The organism is Phycicoccus sp. Soil802, assembly GCF_001429605.1.
In the GTDB taxonomy this organism is placed as follows: domain Bacteria; phylum Actinomycetota; class Actinomycetes; order Actinomycetales; family Dermatophilaceae; genus Pedococcus.
Genome location: NZ_LMSS01000004.1, coordinates 267895 through 283146, shown reverse-complemented (window position 1 = coordinate 283146; position 15252 = coordinate 267895). Strand labels below are relative to the sequence as shown.

At 70.6% G+C, this 15252-nt stretch carries 15 protein-coding genes; 6 read left to right on the top strand and 9 right to left on the bottom strand.

Features of this window, described 5'->3' with window-relative positions; all coding sequences use genetic code 11:
• A complete protein-coding gene (locus ASG91_RS10450; RefSeq protein ID WP_056922572.1) occupies window positions 1-522 on the top strand; it encodes a SigE family RNA polymerase sigma factor in 522 nt (173 codons plus the stop codon).
• Window positions 519-1586, top strand: a complete 1068-nt coding sequence (locus ASG91_RS10445) for a hypothetical protein (RefSeq protein WP_056922571.1) — start codon at window positions 519-521, stop codon at window positions 1584-1586. The genes ASG91_RS10450 and ASG91_RS10445 overlap by 4 nt, the downstream gene beginning before the upstream one ends.
• Window positions 1587-1716: 130 nt before the next feature.
• On the opposite strand, the gene purU is transcribed toward ASG91_RS10445, so the two are convergent.
• The 6 genes from purU to pyrH form a co-directional block, all read right to left on the bottom strand.
• Window positions 1717-2601, bottom strand: coding sequence for a formyltetrahydrofolate deformylase (purU, locus tag ASG91_RS10440; protein ID WP_056922570.1), 885 nt, complete (start codon window positions 2599-2601; stop codon window positions 1717-1719).
• Between the two features lie 30 nt (window positions 2602-2631).
• A complete protein-coding gene (locus tag ASG91_RS10435) occupies window positions 2632-3825 on the bottom strand; it encodes a hypothetical protein (RefSeq protein ID WP_235543889.1) in 1194 nt (397 codons plus the stop codon).
• 19 nt (window positions 3826-3844) lie between these two features.
• Complete coding sequence (gene rlmN, locus ASG91_RS10430; protein ID WP_056922568.1) at window positions 3845-5104, bottom strand: 23S rRNA (adenine(2503)-C(2))-methyltransferase RlmN; 1260 nt, start codon at window positions 5102-5104, stop codon at window positions 3845-3847.
• Between the two features lie 60 nt (window positions 5105-5164).
• The gene (locus ASG91_RS10425) at window positions 5165-6103 is read right to left on the bottom strand and encodes a phosphatidate cytidylyltransferase (RefSeq protein ID WP_082592633.1); all 939 of its coding nucleotides are present in this window, start codon (window positions 6101-6103) and stop codon (window positions 5165-5167) included.
• Window positions 6104-6126: 23 nt separating this feature from the next.
• Window positions 6127-6684, bottom strand: a complete 558-nt coding sequence (frr, locus tag ASG91_RS10420; protein ID WP_056922567.1) for a ribosome recycling factor — start codon at window positions 6682-6684, stop codon at window positions 6127-6129.
• Between the two features lie 86 nt (window positions 6685-6770).
• Window positions 6771-7523: a UMP kinase gene (pyrH, locus tag ASG91_RS10415; RefSeq protein ID WP_056922566.1), complete on the bottom strand. Its 753-nt coding sequence runs from the start codon at window positions 7521-7523 to the stop codon at window positions 6771-6773.
• Window positions 7524-7668: 145 nt separating this feature from the next.
• Here pyrH and ASG91_RS10410 point away from each other — a divergent pair, with 145 nt between their 5' ends.
• On the top strand, window positions 7669-9630 hold the full coding sequence (locus ASG91_RS10410) for a M13 family metallopeptidase (RefSeq protein ID WP_056922565.1): 1962 nt from the start codon (window positions 7669-7671) through the stop codon (window positions 9628-9630).
• Between the two features lie 30 nt (window positions 9631-9660).
• Here ASG91_RS10410 and ASG91_RS20660 read toward each other — a convergent pair whose 3' ends face one another.
• The gene (locus ASG91_RS20660; RefSeq protein WP_157582095.1) at window positions 9661-9849 is read right to left on the bottom strand and encodes a heme biosynthesis protein HemY; all 189 of its coding nucleotides are present in this window, start codon (window positions 9847-9849) and stop codon (window positions 9661-9663) included.
• Window positions 9850-9953: 104 nt separating this feature from the next.
• On the opposite strand from ASG91_RS20660, the gene ASG91_RS10405 reads away from it, so the two are divergent.
• Window positions 9954-10427 carry an iron chaperone gene (locus ASG91_RS10405; RefSeq protein WP_056922564.1) on the top strand — a complete coding sequence of 158 codons (474 nt, stop codon included), beginning with the start codon at window positions 9954-9956 and terminating at the stop codon, window positions 10425-10427.
• Between the two features lie 90 nt (window positions 10428-10517).
• On the opposite strand, the gene tsf is transcribed toward ASG91_RS10405, so the two are convergent.
• A complete protein-coding gene (tsf, locus tag ASG91_RS10400) occupies window positions 10518-11348 on the bottom strand; it encodes a translation elongation factor Ts (protein WP_056922563.1) in 831 nt (276 codons plus the stop codon).
• A gap of 99 nt (window positions 11349-11447) precedes the next feature.
• Window positions 11448-12455, bottom strand: a complete 1008-nt coding sequence (rpsB, locus tag ASG91_RS10395) for a 30S ribosomal protein S2 (protein WP_056922562.1) — start codon at window positions 12453-12455, stop codon at window positions 11448-11450.
• 257 nt (window positions 12456-12712) lie between these two features.
• On the opposite strand from rpsB, the gene ASG91_RS10390 reads away from it, so the two are divergent.
• Both ASG91_RS10390 and ASG91_RS10385 read left to right on the top strand, forming a co-directional pair.
• On the top strand, window positions 12713-13960 hold the full coding sequence (locus ASG91_RS10390) for an MFS transporter (RefSeq protein ID WP_056922561.1): 1248 nt from the start codon (window positions 12713-12715) through the stop codon (window positions 13958-13960).
• A gap of 40 nt (window positions 13961-14000) precedes the next feature.
• A complete protein-coding gene (locus tag ASG91_RS10385) occupies window positions 14001-15158 on the top strand; it encodes a pyridoxal phosphate-dependent aminotransferase (protein WP_056922560.1) in 1158 nt (385 codons plus the stop codon).
• The last annotated feature ends 94 nt before the right edge of the window (window positions 15159-15252 follow it).

The following is a 15252-nucleotide window of genomic DNA, read 5'->3' as shown; positions in this document are numbered from 1 at the left end:
ATGGGCGAAGTACCCCGCGCAGCCACGGTTGCCGACACGAGCGAGTTCGACTCGTTCGTCGCCGCACGCGGCCCGAGCCTGCTGCGCACCGCGTTCCTCCTCACCGGCGACCGCCAGCGGGCCGAGGACCTCGTCCAGACCGCGCTCGGCAAGACCTGGCCCCGCTGGGACTCCGTCGCCGCCGGGCCCCGCGAGGCCTACGTCCGCAAGGTCATGCTCACCACCTACATCGCCTGGTGGCGCCGGCGCTGGAACGGCGAGTACCCCACAGCCGCACTGCCCGAGCAGCCGACCACCGACCGCGACCTGGACCAGCGGCGAGACCTCCTTACCGCCCTGGCTGCCTTGCCCAAGGGGCAACGCGCGGTCGTCGTGCTCCGCTACTTCGAGGACCTCACCGAGGCCCAGACCGCCGAGCTGCTCGGCTGCACCGTGGGAACCGTCAAGAGCCAGGCCGCCAGGGCGCTGGCGACCCTGCGCCAGTGCCCCGCACTCGCCGTCACCGAGGGAGAACTCCGATGAGCGACCTCGACACCCGGCTCCGCCAGGCGCTCCACGACCTCGCGCCGGAGGACCCGACCACCGAAGGACTGGCCGACGGCGCACGCCGCTACGCAACCCGCGCTCGACGGGTCCGCCAGCTCGGGATCGCCACCGCGGCCGCGGCCACCCTCGTCCTCGCCACCGTGCTCGTGGCCTCGTTCGACCCGCCGGCACGGGTGGTGCCAGCCGGGCCGTTCCTGACCCCGGCCGACTGCACGCGGCCCGCGACCATCACCAACCTGCCGGGGAGCGATCTCCTTGACACGGCCGACGCAGTCGCCGCCTGGGTGTGTCCCGACCCGTCGCCCCGGCAGCCAGCCTCGACGGCCACCACGTCGTCTGTCGTCGGCACCGACGACGGCTGGCAGCTGCCCGCGACCGAGGTCACCGGTTCACGCCTGCGCGGCCTCGCGGTGTCCGGCACCAACGGCCAGGCCTGCGGCCAGATCCGCCCCGGCCCCGCCTTCACCCTCGCGCTCGAGGACGAGTCGGGTCGCGTCGAGGCCTACCGCAGCACCGAGATGACGTGCGGTGGCGCCTATGCGCTGGCCTCGTTCCTCGACCTCCTCGCCGGGGAGGAGGTCGACGCGCTCCCTGCCTCGACACCGAGCGCCGCTCTCGACTGCCGCACGGACGAGACCTGGCTGCGGACCCACACGTCCTCCCGCACCCACTTGCTGCACTCCCCACTGGTCGCTGCGACGTTCTGCCTGAAGCCGAACTTCGTCGCCGGGGACCCGATGCGCCCGATCCAACCCATGACGACACGCAGCTACCGCTCCATCGCCCTGCCCAGCGACACGCTCGCCGCGCTCAACTCGGACCTCACCTCGGACTGGGGCGGCTTCTTCACGGGGAACGGCGCCTGCAGTTCCGAGGGTCCGTGGACCTACACGGTCGTGGGTGTGACCAGCGCTGGCGACGAGCGCATGCTCGCCACCGGGTGCCTCGATGAGCTCTGGGTCACCGGGGCAGCCCGCACCGGCTTCATCCCGTCGGCGCAGACCACCGCAGCCCTGGAAGCCCTCGTCCCACCCGCCTGAACAGCGCGGAGGTGAGGGGGCGCGCCCGAAGGGCCGTGGAGGGCCTGGCGGGAGCGCGGAGCGAAGCGGAGTGCGGATGGTTGGCCCGAGGGCGTACGCCCTCGCCGACAGCTGAGCGCAGTCGGAGAGATCAGTCGAAGACGATGGTCCGGCGGCCTCGCAACACCACGCGGTGCTCGGCATGCCAGCGCAGCGCCCTCGCGAACGCCATCGCCTCCAGCTCCTGCCCCACGGAGGCGAGCTCGGTCGGGCTCATCCGGTGGTCGACGCGGCGGAAGTCCTGCTCGATGATCGGCCCCTCGTCGAGGTCGGCCGTCACGTAGTGGGCCGTCGCGCCGATCACCTTGACCCCGCGGTCGTGGGCCTGGCTGTAGGGCTTGGCGCCCTTGAAGCTCGGGAGCAGCGAGTGGTGGATGTTGATGATCCGCCCCGGGAAGTCGGCGCACAGCCCACTCGACAGGATCTGCATGTAGCGCGCCAGGGCGATGGTGTCGGCGGAGTAGAGCTCGACCAGCCGGCGCAGCTCCGACTCGGCCGCCGGTTTGGTCTCGGGCGTGACCGGCACGTGGTGGAACGGTATCCCGTGCCACTCGGCGAGGCCGCGGAAGTCCTCGTGGTTCGAGACGATGGCGGGCACGTCGAGCGGCAGCGACCCGCTCTCGACCCGGAACAACAGGTCGTTGAGGCAGTGCCCTTGCTGGCTCACCAGGACGAGCGCCCGCCGCCGCTGGGACAGGTCGTGCACGGCATACGTCATGGCGAACTCCGTGGCGACCTCGTGCATCGCGGCGTCGAGGTCCTCGACCGCGAGCGCCGAACCCTCGCGCGCCAGGTGCATCCGCAGGTGGAACTCCCCCGCCGTCGTGTCGGCGAACTGCTGGCTGTCGAGGATCGTCATCGACAGCTCGAGCATCACCCCCGACACCGCGTGCACGATGCCCCGGCGATCGGCACACGAGACGGTCAGGACGAACTCGCGTCCCGGCTCGACGGCTCCGACGGGGTTGGCTCTCACGCGGGTCAGCCTAGGTGCGCAGCAGTGGTGCTAGGGCCGGGTGACCATGACGATGCCGAGGCACATCTCGTCGGTCGTGCCCTCGCCCCACACGACGTAGCGCTCCGGGATCCCCTCGAACGACGGCAGCAGGTCGCGCATCCGCTGGTCATGCGTGCAGGAGACGGTGAGGGTGTCGCCCGGTCCCACCTTCACCGCGGGCTGCACTGGCCGGCTGCCCTGGTCGTCGAAGTCCCAGATCGGGATGTCGAGGATGGTGCGCTCGTCGGCCTTGCCCTGGTTGACCGTGACCGAGATCTTCGTGCCAAGCAGGTGCATGTGACCGGCCACGGCACGGATCGTCGACGCCTGGGTCACGGGGCGCGTGCAGGTCTGGGTCGGGCCGGCCTTGTTGCCGGGGCAGAGCAGGTGCAGCGCATCGCCGGTGCGCCCTGCGGCGATCCCGAAGCGCTGCTGCACGTCGGCCATCGCGGCCTTCCGGTCGCAGAGCGGGCCGGGGTGCGTGGGTCGGCAGGGCACCTCGACCGGCGCCGGCAGCAGCACCGTCTGGAGCGTCTTGCGCTTCCCGTCGTCGGCCGCGACCCGCAGCTTGGCGGCGCTCTGGTCAGGGGTCCGGCCGGCGAGCAGGTTGTAGTGGACCTGCATGATGATCCGCGAACCGGCCTCGACCGGCATACCGAGGTCGGGGGCGAGCACCCGCTCGCCACCGCCGGGGGCCCACGCACCCAGCCACGGGGCGCTGTTCAGTCCAGCGCCCTGGCTCTCCACACCGGTGCCACCGAAGCAGGTCCAGCCCTGGCCGACCTGGAGGCGGTCCATCTCCTCGGCCCGCGCCACCTTCTCGGCCGGCACCCGGAACAGGATGACGTGGTGCACGACGTCGGGGTTGCCCGGCAGGACGTTGATGCCCGTCACCACCGACTTGGCGGTGAGGCGGGGGTCGAGCAGGAAGCAGCGGTAGTCGTCGGTGCCCGGCCCCGCCGGTGCCTTCGGGGTGTATGCCGTGGGCATCCGGAGCGTGACGAAGCGCTCCCCCGCGCGCAGCGGGGCCTCGGGTGGCGCCGTCACGGCGACGCTGTGGCCGTGCGGCGACGTGGTGAGCGCAGCGGGGACCGCCTTGCCTTCCCGACCGGCGAACGCGCCCGTGAGCACCACGGCAAAGGTCACCGCGACGGCCGTGACAGCCGTGGCAGAGACCACCATCGCCAGTCGGCGTGAGCTCACCTGTCGAGTCTAGGCAGCATCACGCTGTGGAGGCAGCGAGTTGGCCGCAGGCCCCATCGATGTCCTGGCCCCGCGTGTCCCGGATCGTCGTGGGGATGCCGTGGGCGCGCAGGCGCTCGACGAACTGCTGCTCGACGCCCGGCCGGGACGCGGTCCACTTCGACCCGGGGGTGGGGTTGAGCGGGATCGGGTTGACGTGCACCCAGCCACGGCCGCGCGCGTTGAGCTTCTTCCCGAGCAGGTCAGCGCGCCAGGCGTGGTCGTTGATGTCCCTGATGAGCGCGTACTCGATGCTCACCCGGCGACCCGTGACCTCGTAGTAGCGGTGGGCGGCGTCGAGGGCCTCGTCGACGCTCCAGCGGGTGTTGATCGGGACGAGCTCGTTGCGCAGCTCGTCGTCGGGGGCGTGCAGCGACAGCGCCAGCGTGACCGGGATGCCCTCTGCCGCCAGCTTGTCGATCGCCGGGACGAGCCCCACGGTCGACATGGTGATGCCACGCGCGGACATGCCGAGCCCGTCGGGCGCGGGATCGGTCAGCCGGCGGATGGCACCGATCGCCGCCTTGTAGTTGGCCAGCGCCTCGCCCATGCCCATGAAGACGACGTTCGAGATGCGGGTGGGACCGGTCGGCCCGGTGTCACCCTCGCTGCCGCCCTCGGTGTCGTCCTCCTCGCCGAGCTCGGCCACGTGGTCGTCCTGTGCCGCCGGGCCGGTGGCCGCGCCGCGAGCCGCGCCGCCGATCGCGAGGTCACCGCTGCGCAGGAGCCTGGCTCCGCTGACGACCTGCTCGACGATCTCGGCGGCACTCATGTTGCGGGTCAGTCCGGCCTGACCCGTGGCGCAGAACGGGCAGTTCATGCCGCAGCCCGCCTGGCTGGAGATGCAGATCGTGACCCGCTTGGGGTAGCGCATCAGGACCGACTCGACGATGGCTCCGTCGTGCAGCTTCCAGGCCGACTTGATCGTCATGCCGTCGTCCGCGGTGCGCTGCACGAGCGGGGTGAGCAGCGTCGGGAGCAGGTCGGCGACGAGGTCGTCGCGGATCGCCTTGGGCAGGTCGGTCATCTCCTCCGGCGACTCGACCAGCCGCTCGAAGTAGTGGGTCGACAGCTGCTTGGCCCGGAACCCCTTGTGCCCCAACGCCTCGACCGCCTCCTTGCGCTCCGCCGGAGAGAGATCGGCGAGGTGGCGCGGCGGCTTGCCCCGACGCGGGGCGGAGAAGGTCAGCTGTCCCGGCTGGGGACGCTCGCTGGTGGGCGCAGGGAGGTCGGTGGTCATGGTGCACCCAGTCTCTCAGGTGTCGGCCGTGACCTCACACCCGCTCGACGTGCGGTGACCTCAGCCCGGGGGGACGACCCAGGCCAGCAGGGCCCAGGCGACGGGAGCCACGACGACCAGGGAGTCGAGCCGGTCCATCACCCCGCCGTGGCCGGGGAGGATCGTGCTCATGTCCTTGATGCCGAGATCGCGCTTGACGGTCGACTCGGTGAGGTCGCCGACCGTGGCAGCGATCGCCGCGCAGGCCCCGAGCACGGCACCGCCCCACCAGGGCCCGTCGAGGAGCAGCACGACCGCGATCGCGCCGCCCACGACACAGGTGAGCACCGACCCGGCGAAACCCTCCCAGGACTTCTTGGGGCTCACCGAGGGAGCCATCGGGTGCCGGCCCAGCAGCACGCCGAACGCGTAGCCACCCACGTCGCTGAGCACCGTGACCAGGATGAACACCACGATCCGTCGGGCCCCGTCGTCGGCAGCCAGCATGAGGGCGGCGAACCCGGCCAGGAACGACGGGTAGACCGCGACGAAGAAGCCACCCGCGATGTCGCGCACCGCGTCGAGCACCCCGTCGGCGATCCGCCACAGCAGGATGCCGACGCAGGTCAGCCCGACCGTGATGATCAGGGCCTCTCCCCCACCCACGTAGGCGGACACCAGCATGCTCACGCTGCCGACCAGGCTCGGCACCAGCGGGACGTGGATCGAGACCTGGGCGAGCGCACGCCGCAGCTCCCAGACGCCGACGACGATGGCCACGATGACGATGCCGAGCATCAGCTCCTTGCGCAGGATCAGCGAGCCGATGATGAGGACGCCCAGGCCCACACCCACCCCGATGGCGGCGGGCAGGTTGCGGCCCGCCTTCGACGGCCGCTGGGCCGGGGCCGTTGCGGCACCACGACGCGTGGGCGGCCCGGCGGGCGTGCCGGAGCCCCCGGCATCGGGGACCGGGTGGGCGGCCTCGCGCCGTGAGCTACGGGAGTATGGCGTGTTCATTCCTTCGTGGTGGGGCGAGCGGCTCAGACCTCGAGCAGCTCGGCCTCCTTGCCCTTCAACAGCTCGTCGACGCTGTCGACGTACTTCTTCGTCGTCGCGTCCAGCTCCTTCTCGCCGCGGGTGCCGTCGTCCTCGCCGACCTCGCCGTCCTTGACGAGCTTGTCGAGCTCGTCCTTGGCCTTGCGGCGGATGTTGCGGATCGACACCTTGGCGTCCTCGCCCTTGTGCCGGGCGAGCTTGATGTAGTCCTTGCGCCGCTCCTCGGTGAGCTGGGGCAGGACGCAGCGGATCATGTTGCCGTCGTTGCTGGGGTTCACGCCCAGGTCGGAGTCGCGCAGGGTCTTCTCGATCTCCGCCATCGCCGACTTGTCGAACGGCGTGATCAGGATGGTGCGGGCCTCAGGGGTCTGGAACGACGCCAGCTGCTGCAGCGGCGTCGGGGCGCCGTAGTAGTCGACCATGAGCTTGTTGAACATGCCCGGCGTCGCGCGACCCGTGCGGATGCCCGCGAAGTCCTCCTTGGCGACCTCGACGGCCTTCTCCATCTTCTCTTCGGCCTCGAGGAGAGTCTCTTCAATCATGTCCCGCTCCTTCTCGGGCGCTCCCCGGAGGGGCTGCGCCGGTCGTGGTGTGGTCAGTCTGGTGGGTGGGTCGGCGTGCCGCCGACTCAGCCGGGGGTGACCAGCGTCCCGATCCTCTCACCGCGCAGCGCCCGGACGACGTTGCCCTCGCCCTCCATGCCGAAGACGACCATGGGCAGCTTGTTCTCCATGCAGAGGCTGAAGGCCGCGGCGTCGACGACGCGCAGACCCTGCTGGAGGGCCTCGGCGTAGCTGATCTCGTCGAGCTTCTTGGCGTCGGGGTTGGTGCGCGGGTCGGAGTCGTAGACCCCGTCGACACCGTTCTTGCTCATCAGCACCGCGTCGCACTTGATCTCCAGCGCGCGCTGCGCCGACACCGTGTCGGTCGAGAAGAACGGCATCCCGGCGCCGGCGCCGAAGATGACCACGCGGCCCTTCTCGAGGTGGCGGATCGCGCGGCGCGGGATGTACGGCTCGGCGACCTGACCCATCGTGATCGCGGTCTGGACCCGGGTCTCGATGCCCTCCTTCTCGAGGAAGTCCTGGAGCGCGAGGCAGTTCATCACCGTGCCCAGCATGCCCATGTAGTCGGCGCGGGTGCGGTCCATGCCCTGCTGCTGCAGCTCGGCGCCCCGGAAGAAGTTGCCGCCACCGATCACGACGGCCACCTGGATGCCCTCGTTGACAGACTGCGCGATCTGCTGGGCGATCCCCCGCACGACCTCGGGAGCCAGTCCGACCCGACCACCGCCGAAGACCTCGCCGGAGAGCTTGAGCAGCACCCGCCGGCGGGGGGTGGTGGATCCGGCTGGGGCGGTCTGCTCGGGGGCAGAAGTCACGACAGATCCTCCTGGAGGTGTGGGGCGGTCACCGAATCCTTCCACACTCCCGCGGGACACACGCCGCCGGTTGCACGCCTGTCCGTGCTGCGTGGCAGGGTGTCCCCATCGCAAGGTCATCGACGCAGTGAAGGAAGACACGCGCATGAGGTCAGGCATCCTCCCCGGTCACCGTGACGACTCCGTCCGCCCCCAGGACGACCTGTTCGGGCACGCCAACGGCACCTGGGTCCGCGACACCGAGATCCCGTCCGACCGGGGTCGCTACGGCACCTTCGACATGCTGCGGGAGCAGTCCGACGAGCGGGTCCGCACCATCATCGAGCGTGCTGCGGCCGAGACGGACGCACCCCCCGGCTCGCCGACCCGCAAGGTGGGCGACCTCTACCGGTCGTTCATGGACGAGGCCAGGGCCGACGAGCTGGGCCTCGCGCCGATCGCGGACGACCTCGCCGCAGTCGAGCAGATCGGCAGCCTCGACGACCTGTCCCGGGTCCTCGGGCGTCTCCAGCGCGAGGGGGGCCCCGGCCTCTTCGACTTCGGGGTCGCGCCGGATGCCAAGAACCCCGAGGAGTACGTCCTCTACCTCGGCCAGGGTGGGCTCGGCCTTCCCGACGAGTCCTACTACCGCGAGGAGCGGCACGCGGCCATCCTCGCCGCATACCTCCCGCACGTGGCCCGCATGCTCGACTTCGCGGGCATCGGCGGCGGGTCCACGGACGAGGGCTCACCCGCGGCGCGAGTGGTCGCCCTCGAGACCCGGCTGGCCGGCCACCACTGGGACAACGTCGCGACCCGCGACGCGGTCAAGAGCTACAACCCCTTCGGGTATGCCGCGCTGCAGGGTCTGGCTCCGACCCTCGGGTGGGACACCTTCGTCGACTCCCTCGGCGCCCGTGACGCCTTCGCGCAGGTCGTCGTGGGCCAGCCCTCCTACCTCGAGGGGCTGTCGACCCTCCTCGACGACACGAGCCTCGACGACCTCAAGCACTGGCTCGCCTTCCACGTCGTCCGCTCCGCCGCTCCGCTGCTGTCCAAGGAGCTCGTGGACGCCGAGTTCGACTTCACCGGCCGGGTCATCTCGGGCCTCCCCGAGAACCGCGAGCGCTGGAAGCGCGGGGTCTCGCTCGTCGAGGGCTCGATCGGCGAGGCGGTCGGCCAGCTCTACGCCGCCGAGTACTTCCCGCCGGAGGCCAAGCAGCGGATGCTCGACCTGGTCGCGAACCTCGTCGAGGCGTTCCGGCGCTCCTTCGAGGGCCTCGACTGGATGGGCCCGCAGACCCGGGAGCAGGCCCTGGCCAAGCTGGCCTCGTTCACCCCGAAGGTCGGCTACCCCGACCGTTGGCGCGACTACTCCTCGCTGACCATCGACGACGACCTCGTGGGCAACGTCCGTCGCGCCAACGAGTTCGAGCTGCGCCGCCAGCTCGCCAAGCTCGGCGGTCCGATCGACCGCGACGAGTGGCTGATGCTGCCGCAGACGGTCAACGCCTACTACCACCCGCTGATGAACGAGATCGTCTTTCCCGCGGGGATCCTGCAGCCGCCGTTCTTCGACCTGGACGCCGACGACGCAGTGAACTACGGCGGCATCGGCGCGGTCATCGGTCACGAGATCGGCCACGGCTTCGACGACCAGGGGTCGCGCTACGACTCCACCGGCGCGCTGCGCGACTGGTGGACCGAGGAGGACCGAGCCCGGTTCGACGAGCGCACCCAGGCCCTCATCGCCCAGTTCAGCACGCTCTCGCCCATCGCGGCCCCCGACGAGAAGGTCAACGGCGCGCTCACCGTCGGCGAGAACATCGGCGACCTCGGTGGCCTGGCCATCGGCTACTCCGCCTACCGGATCGCCACCGAGGGCCAGGACGTGCCCGACCTCGACGGCTACACCGGACCCCAGCGGTTCTTCCTCGGGTGGGCCCAGGTCTGGTCCGGCAAGGCAAGGACCGAGGAGGCCAAGCGGCTGCTCGCGATCGACCCGCACTCCCCCACCGAGGTCCGGGCCAACGCGGTGCGCAACTGCGACGAGTTCCACGACGCCTTCGGGGTCACCGAGGGTGACGGCATGTGGCTCGCCCCCCAGGAACGGGTGCGCATCTTCTGACCCGACGCGCCCCGGCGCGCCCGCGGAGGGTCAGAAACCCGCGTTGCGGAGCATGAACTCGGTGTCGGTGTCGCGCCCCCCGCGGGGGTCGGGACCCGGGTCCACGTCGTGCGTCGTGGTCATGTCCTCGGGTGCGATCCGCTCGGGCAGGTGGGTGAAGTCGGGCTGCACCCTGGTCTGCTCGGGTGCCGGTGGCGTCTGCTTCGCTCGTCTCCCCATGAAGCGAGTATGCGGTACAAGTGATCAGTTTTCGAGAAGCGCCGGAGGTCCCCGGACTCCCAGAATGGTCAGGACAGACCACGACGACCCGGGAGGGACCCATCATGCCGACCACGGCGACCAGTAACACCAGAAAGACTGCGACAGCCACGAAGGCCACCACCACCAGGACCGCGGGGAGCAAGAGCGGGTTCACCGCCGACGAGCGCGCCGCGATGAAGGAGCGGGCCAAGGAGGCCAAGAGCGCCAGTGGCGAGCAGGACCTCCTCGACAAGATCGCCGAGATGCCCCCGGAGGACCGCGAGCTGGCCGAGCGCCTGCACGAGATCATCACCAAGGCGGCTCCGCAGCTCGAGCCCTCGACGTGGTACGGCATGCCCGCGTACAAGCGCGACGGCAAAGCGGTGGCGTTCTTCAAGCCCGCCAGCAAGTTCAAGGCGCGGTACGCGACGTTCGAGTTCAACGACAGCGCGAAGCTGGACGACGGCGACATGTGGCCGATCGGCTATGCACTCAGGAAGCTGACTCCCGCCCTCGAGAAGCAGATCGCCACCTTGGTCAAGAAGGCGGCGAGCTAGCCGCGAGGGCAGGCCCGCGGCATACCCCACACACGACGAGGCCCCTCACCAACCGGTGAGGGGCCTCGTCGTGTGGTGCGTGGAGCGCGGTCAGCCGCCTACCCGGAAGCGGACGAAGGAGGTGACCTTCGTGCCGGCCTCGGCCAGGACCTTCTCGACCGTCTTCTTGGCGTCCTTGGCGAAGGCCTGCTCGAGCAGGACGTTCTCCTTGAAGAACCCGTTGACGCGACCCTCGACGATCTTGGGGAGGGCGGCCTCGGGCTTGCCCTCCTCCTTCGCGGTGGCCTCGGCGACGCGACGCTCGTTCTCGACCGTCTCGGCGTCGACCTCGTCACGGGTCAGCACGGTCGGGCTGAACGCGGCGATGTGCATCGCGACGTCCTTCGCGACCTGCTCGTCGCTGCCCTCTGCGCCGACGAGCACGCCGATCTGCGCAGGCAGGTCGGGGCTGGTCTTGTGCAGGTAGGACACGACGACCGGGGCCTCGACACGGGCCACGTGCTTGACCTCGATCTTCTCGCCGATGGTCGCGTTGGCGCCGTCGAGCAGCTCCTGGACGGTGGAGCCGTCCTCGAGCGAGCTCTTGAGCAGCGCGTCGGCGTCGGCCGCACCCGAGGCCACGGCCTGGGCCAGGACCTGGGCGGCCAGGGCGATGAACTTCTCGCCCTTGGCGACGAAGTCGGTCTCGCACAGGACCTCGACGAGGGTGCCCACGCCGTCACCGGCCTGGGCGGTGACCAGTCCGTTGGACGTGGTGCGGCCCTCGCGCTTGGTGACGCCCTTGAGGCCCTTCACACGAAGGATCTCGGTGGCCTTGGCACGGTCGCCGTCGGCCTCGTCGAGCGCCTTCTTGACGTCGAGCATGCCCGCGCCGGTGGACTCGCGCAGGGCCTTGATGTCAGCGGCGGTGTAGTTCGCCATGGGTGATTCTCAGCTCTTCTCTCACGGTTGGGCCGGACCGGCCCCGGCCAGACGTGGTCGCGTCTGGCCGGAGCCGTCCGACTGGAGGGCAGGTGCGGCTCAGGCCTTGGCGTCGGCGTCGGCCGGCGTCTCGGCAGCAGCCTCGGGAACAGCGGTCTCCTCGACGGCAGGGGCCGGGGTGGCCTCCGCGGCGGGGGCCTCTGCGGCCTCGACCGGAGCAGCCTCGACGGGAGCCTCGACCGCAGCGGCCTCGGCCGGGGCGGCCTCGGTCGCGTCGGCAGCGGCGGTCTCGCCGGCCTCCGGTGCTGCGGACTCCGCGGCCTGGGCAGCGTCGCCACCGAGCAGCTCGCGCTCCCACTCGGCCAGGGGCTCGTCGCCTGCGACGACACCCTCGGCCGGCTCGCCGGACTTGCCGGAGCTGCGGGCGATGAGGCCCTCGGCGACGGCGTCGGCGATCACGCGGGTGAGCAGGGTGACGGAGCGGATCGCGTCGTCGTTGCCCGGGATCTTGTAGTCGACCTCGTCGGGGTCGCAGTTGGTGTCGAGGATCGCGATGACCGGCAGGCCGAGCTTGCGCGCCTCGTCGACGGCGAGGTGCTCCTTCTTGGTGTCGACGATCCACACGGCCGAGGGGACCTTGGCCATGTTGCGGATGCCGCCGAGGGTCTTCTCGAGCTTGTCCTTCTCCCGCTTGAAGATCAGGAGTTCCTTCTTGGTGTAGCCCGAGCCCGCGACGTTGTCGTAGTCGAGCTCCTCGAGCTCCTTGAGGCGCGTGAGCCGCTTGGAGATCGTGTTGAAGTTGGTGAGCATGCCACCGAGCCAGCGGTGGTTGACGTAGGGCATCCCGACGCGCGTCGCCTGCTCGGCGATGGGCTCCTGGGCCTGCTTCTTCGTGCCGACGAAGAGGATCGACCCACCGTGGGCGACCGTCTCCTTGACGAACTCGAAGGCGTTGTTGATGTAGGTCAGCGACTGCTGCAGGTCGATGATGTAGATGCCATTGCGCTCGGTCATGATGAAGCGCTTCATCTTGGGGTTCCAGCGACGGGTCTGGTGCCCGAAGTGGACGCCGCTCTCGAGGAGCTGGCGCATGGTAACGACGGCCATGCCGTGTCTCCTTGTGTCGTTGTCAGTTGCGTCGGTGTGCCGCGTAGGTGCGACCACCTGCCTGGCGCCTGCAACGCACCCCACCGGCATACTCTCCGGACTGCTGTGGTGCGCCCCCGTTTCGTCGGCGAGCCGAGTCAGCGGGTGGAAGACGCGCGAAATAGGTCTGCGCGTGCGAGCACACGTGGACCGCCGACCATCGTACGTGCTCACGGTGGTGATCGAGAAATCGCGGACCCGGGTAGGCTCGCCCGTTTGTGAGCAGGGTTCTGGACGTCGTCGCGCCGCCACGGCTGGGGCGCAGCTTCCGGTGGCTGCTCGCGTCGTCGTGGGTCAGCAACATCGGTGACGGGATCGCCCTGGCGGCCGGTCCCCTCCTGGTGGCCTCGCAGACGCGCAACGCCGTGCTGGTGGCCCTGGCCGCCGTGCTCCAACGGCTCCCCTGGCTGCTCTTCGGGCTGTGGGCCGGGGCGGTGGCCGACCGGCTCGACCGGCGCCGGGTCGTCATCGTGGCCGACCTCCTGCGGGCGGCCGTCGTCGCCGTCCTGTGCGTGACCATCGTGACCGGGCAGATCTCGATCGGGCTGGTGCTGGCGACGATGTTCGTCTACGGCGTTGCCGAGGTGTTCGCCGACACGACCACCGGGACGCTGCTGCCGATGCTCGTGGACAGGGCCGACCTCGGCATCGGGAACGCCCGCCTCCAGGCCGGCTTCCTCACGGCCAACCAGCTCGTCGGTCCCCCGCTGGGGGCCTTCCTCTTCGCGGCGGGGATGGTCTGGCCGTTCGTCGTGCAGGTGGCGTGCGTGGCCCTCGGTGTCGTCCTGGTGGCCCGCATCGCCACGCCCCGCGGCGGGGTCCGCGGTGTCCCCGAGACGCACGTCCGCCGCGACATCGCCGACGGACTGCGCTGGATCCGCGGCCACGCCCCGGTCCGCACGCTGGCGCTGGTGATCTTCGCGTTCAACATCACCTGGGGGGCCGCCTGGTCGGTCCTCGTCCTCTACTCCCTCGACCGGCTGCACCTGGGCGAGGTCGGGTTCGGCCTGCTCACCACCGCCGCCGCTGCGGGTGGGCTGGTCAGCACCAGCGCCTACGGCTGGCTGGAGCGCAAGATCCCCCTCGCCACCCTGATGCGGGGCTGCCTGCTGCTCGAGGTGCTCACCCACCTCGCCCTCGCACTGACCACGGTGGGCTGGCTGGCGATCGCCATCATGGTCGTCTTCGGGGGCTACGCCTTCGTCTGGGGCACCGTCTCCCAAGCCGTCCGCCAACGCGCGGTGCCGCAGGAGTTCCAGGGACGGGTCGGGAGCGTCTACGTCGTCGGCCTGTTCCTCGGGCTCGTCGTCGGCCAGGGGCTGGGTGGGGTCGTCGCGGAGCAGTGGGGCCTCGCCGCTCCCTTCTGGTTCGCGTTCGTGGGGTCCGGCATCACCCTGGTCCTGATCTGGCGCCAGCTCGGGCACATCGCGCACGCCGACGAGGCCCACTCGGACGAGCGCGGCTAGGTCCGCCGCGGACCCGGCCGCGCGGCATACGCTCGGGCGCATGGCTCGACCACCCGGCAAACCCGCACTGGCCCCGTTCGGCACCACGATCTTCGCCGAGATGACGGCGCTGGCCACCGAGCACGACGCCGTGAACCTGGGGCAGGGCTTTCCCGACACCGACGGCCCCCGCGAGATGCTCGAGGCCGCCAAGGCCGCGATCGACGGCGGACGCAACCAGTACCCACCCGGCCCCGGGGTGCCGGAGCTGCTCGCTGCCGTGGCCGCGCACCAGTCCCGGTTCTACGGGCTGGACGTCGACCCGCGCTCGGAGGTGCTGGTCACGGTCGGCGCCACCGAGGCCATCGCGGCCACCATCCTCGCGCTGTGCGAGCCCGGCGACGAGGTGGTTACCTTCGAGCCCTATTACGACTCGTATGCCGCGTCGATCGCCCTCGCGGGCGCAGTGCGGAGCACCTCGGTGCTGCGCTTCCCGGACTTCGCGGTCGACGAGGAGTCGCTGCGCGCGGCGTTCTCCCCACACACGCGGATGGTCCTGCTCAACACCCCGCACAACCCCACGGGCAAGGTGTTCAGCCGCTCGGAGATCGACCTGATCTGTTCCCTCGCAAGGGAGTTCGACGCCTGGGTCGTCACCGACGAGGTCTACGAACACCTGATCTTCGGTGGCGCGACGCACGTCCCCGTCGCCACCCTGTCGGGGATGTGGGAACGCACGCTGACGATCTCGTCCGCGGGGAAGACGTTCTCCGCGACCGGCTGGAAGGTCGGCTGGGTGAGCGGCCCGGCGGCCGCCGTCGCGGCGGTGCGGGCCGTGAAGCAGTTCCTCACCTTCGTCGGCTCCGGCCCGTTCCAGCCCGCCGTCGCCGTCGCCCTCGGTCTCGACGACGAGGTGTATGCCGGCCTGTCCAGCTCGTTGGAGGCCAAGCGCGACCTGCTCGTGGCGGGCCTGCGGTCAGCCGGGCTCGAGGTGTCGGTTCCGGCCGGCACGTACTTCGTCGTCGCCGACGCCGCACCGCTCGGGGCCGTCGACGCCCTGGCCTTCTGCCGAGAGCTGCCCGCGCGAGCCGGGGTCGTCGGGGTGCCGGTGTCGGTGTTCCACGACGACGCGGACGCCGCCCGGACCTTGGTGCGGTTCGCGTTCTGCAAGCGCGACGAGGTGCTGCACGAGGCCGTGAGCCGGCTCAGCCGACTCTGACTCGAGGAGCCGGGATCCGCCCGCGTCGGACCCCGTTGCGTCCACAGGCGACCAGGGAGGTCATGGCCGTCCACAGGGCGGCGAGCGCTCCGTC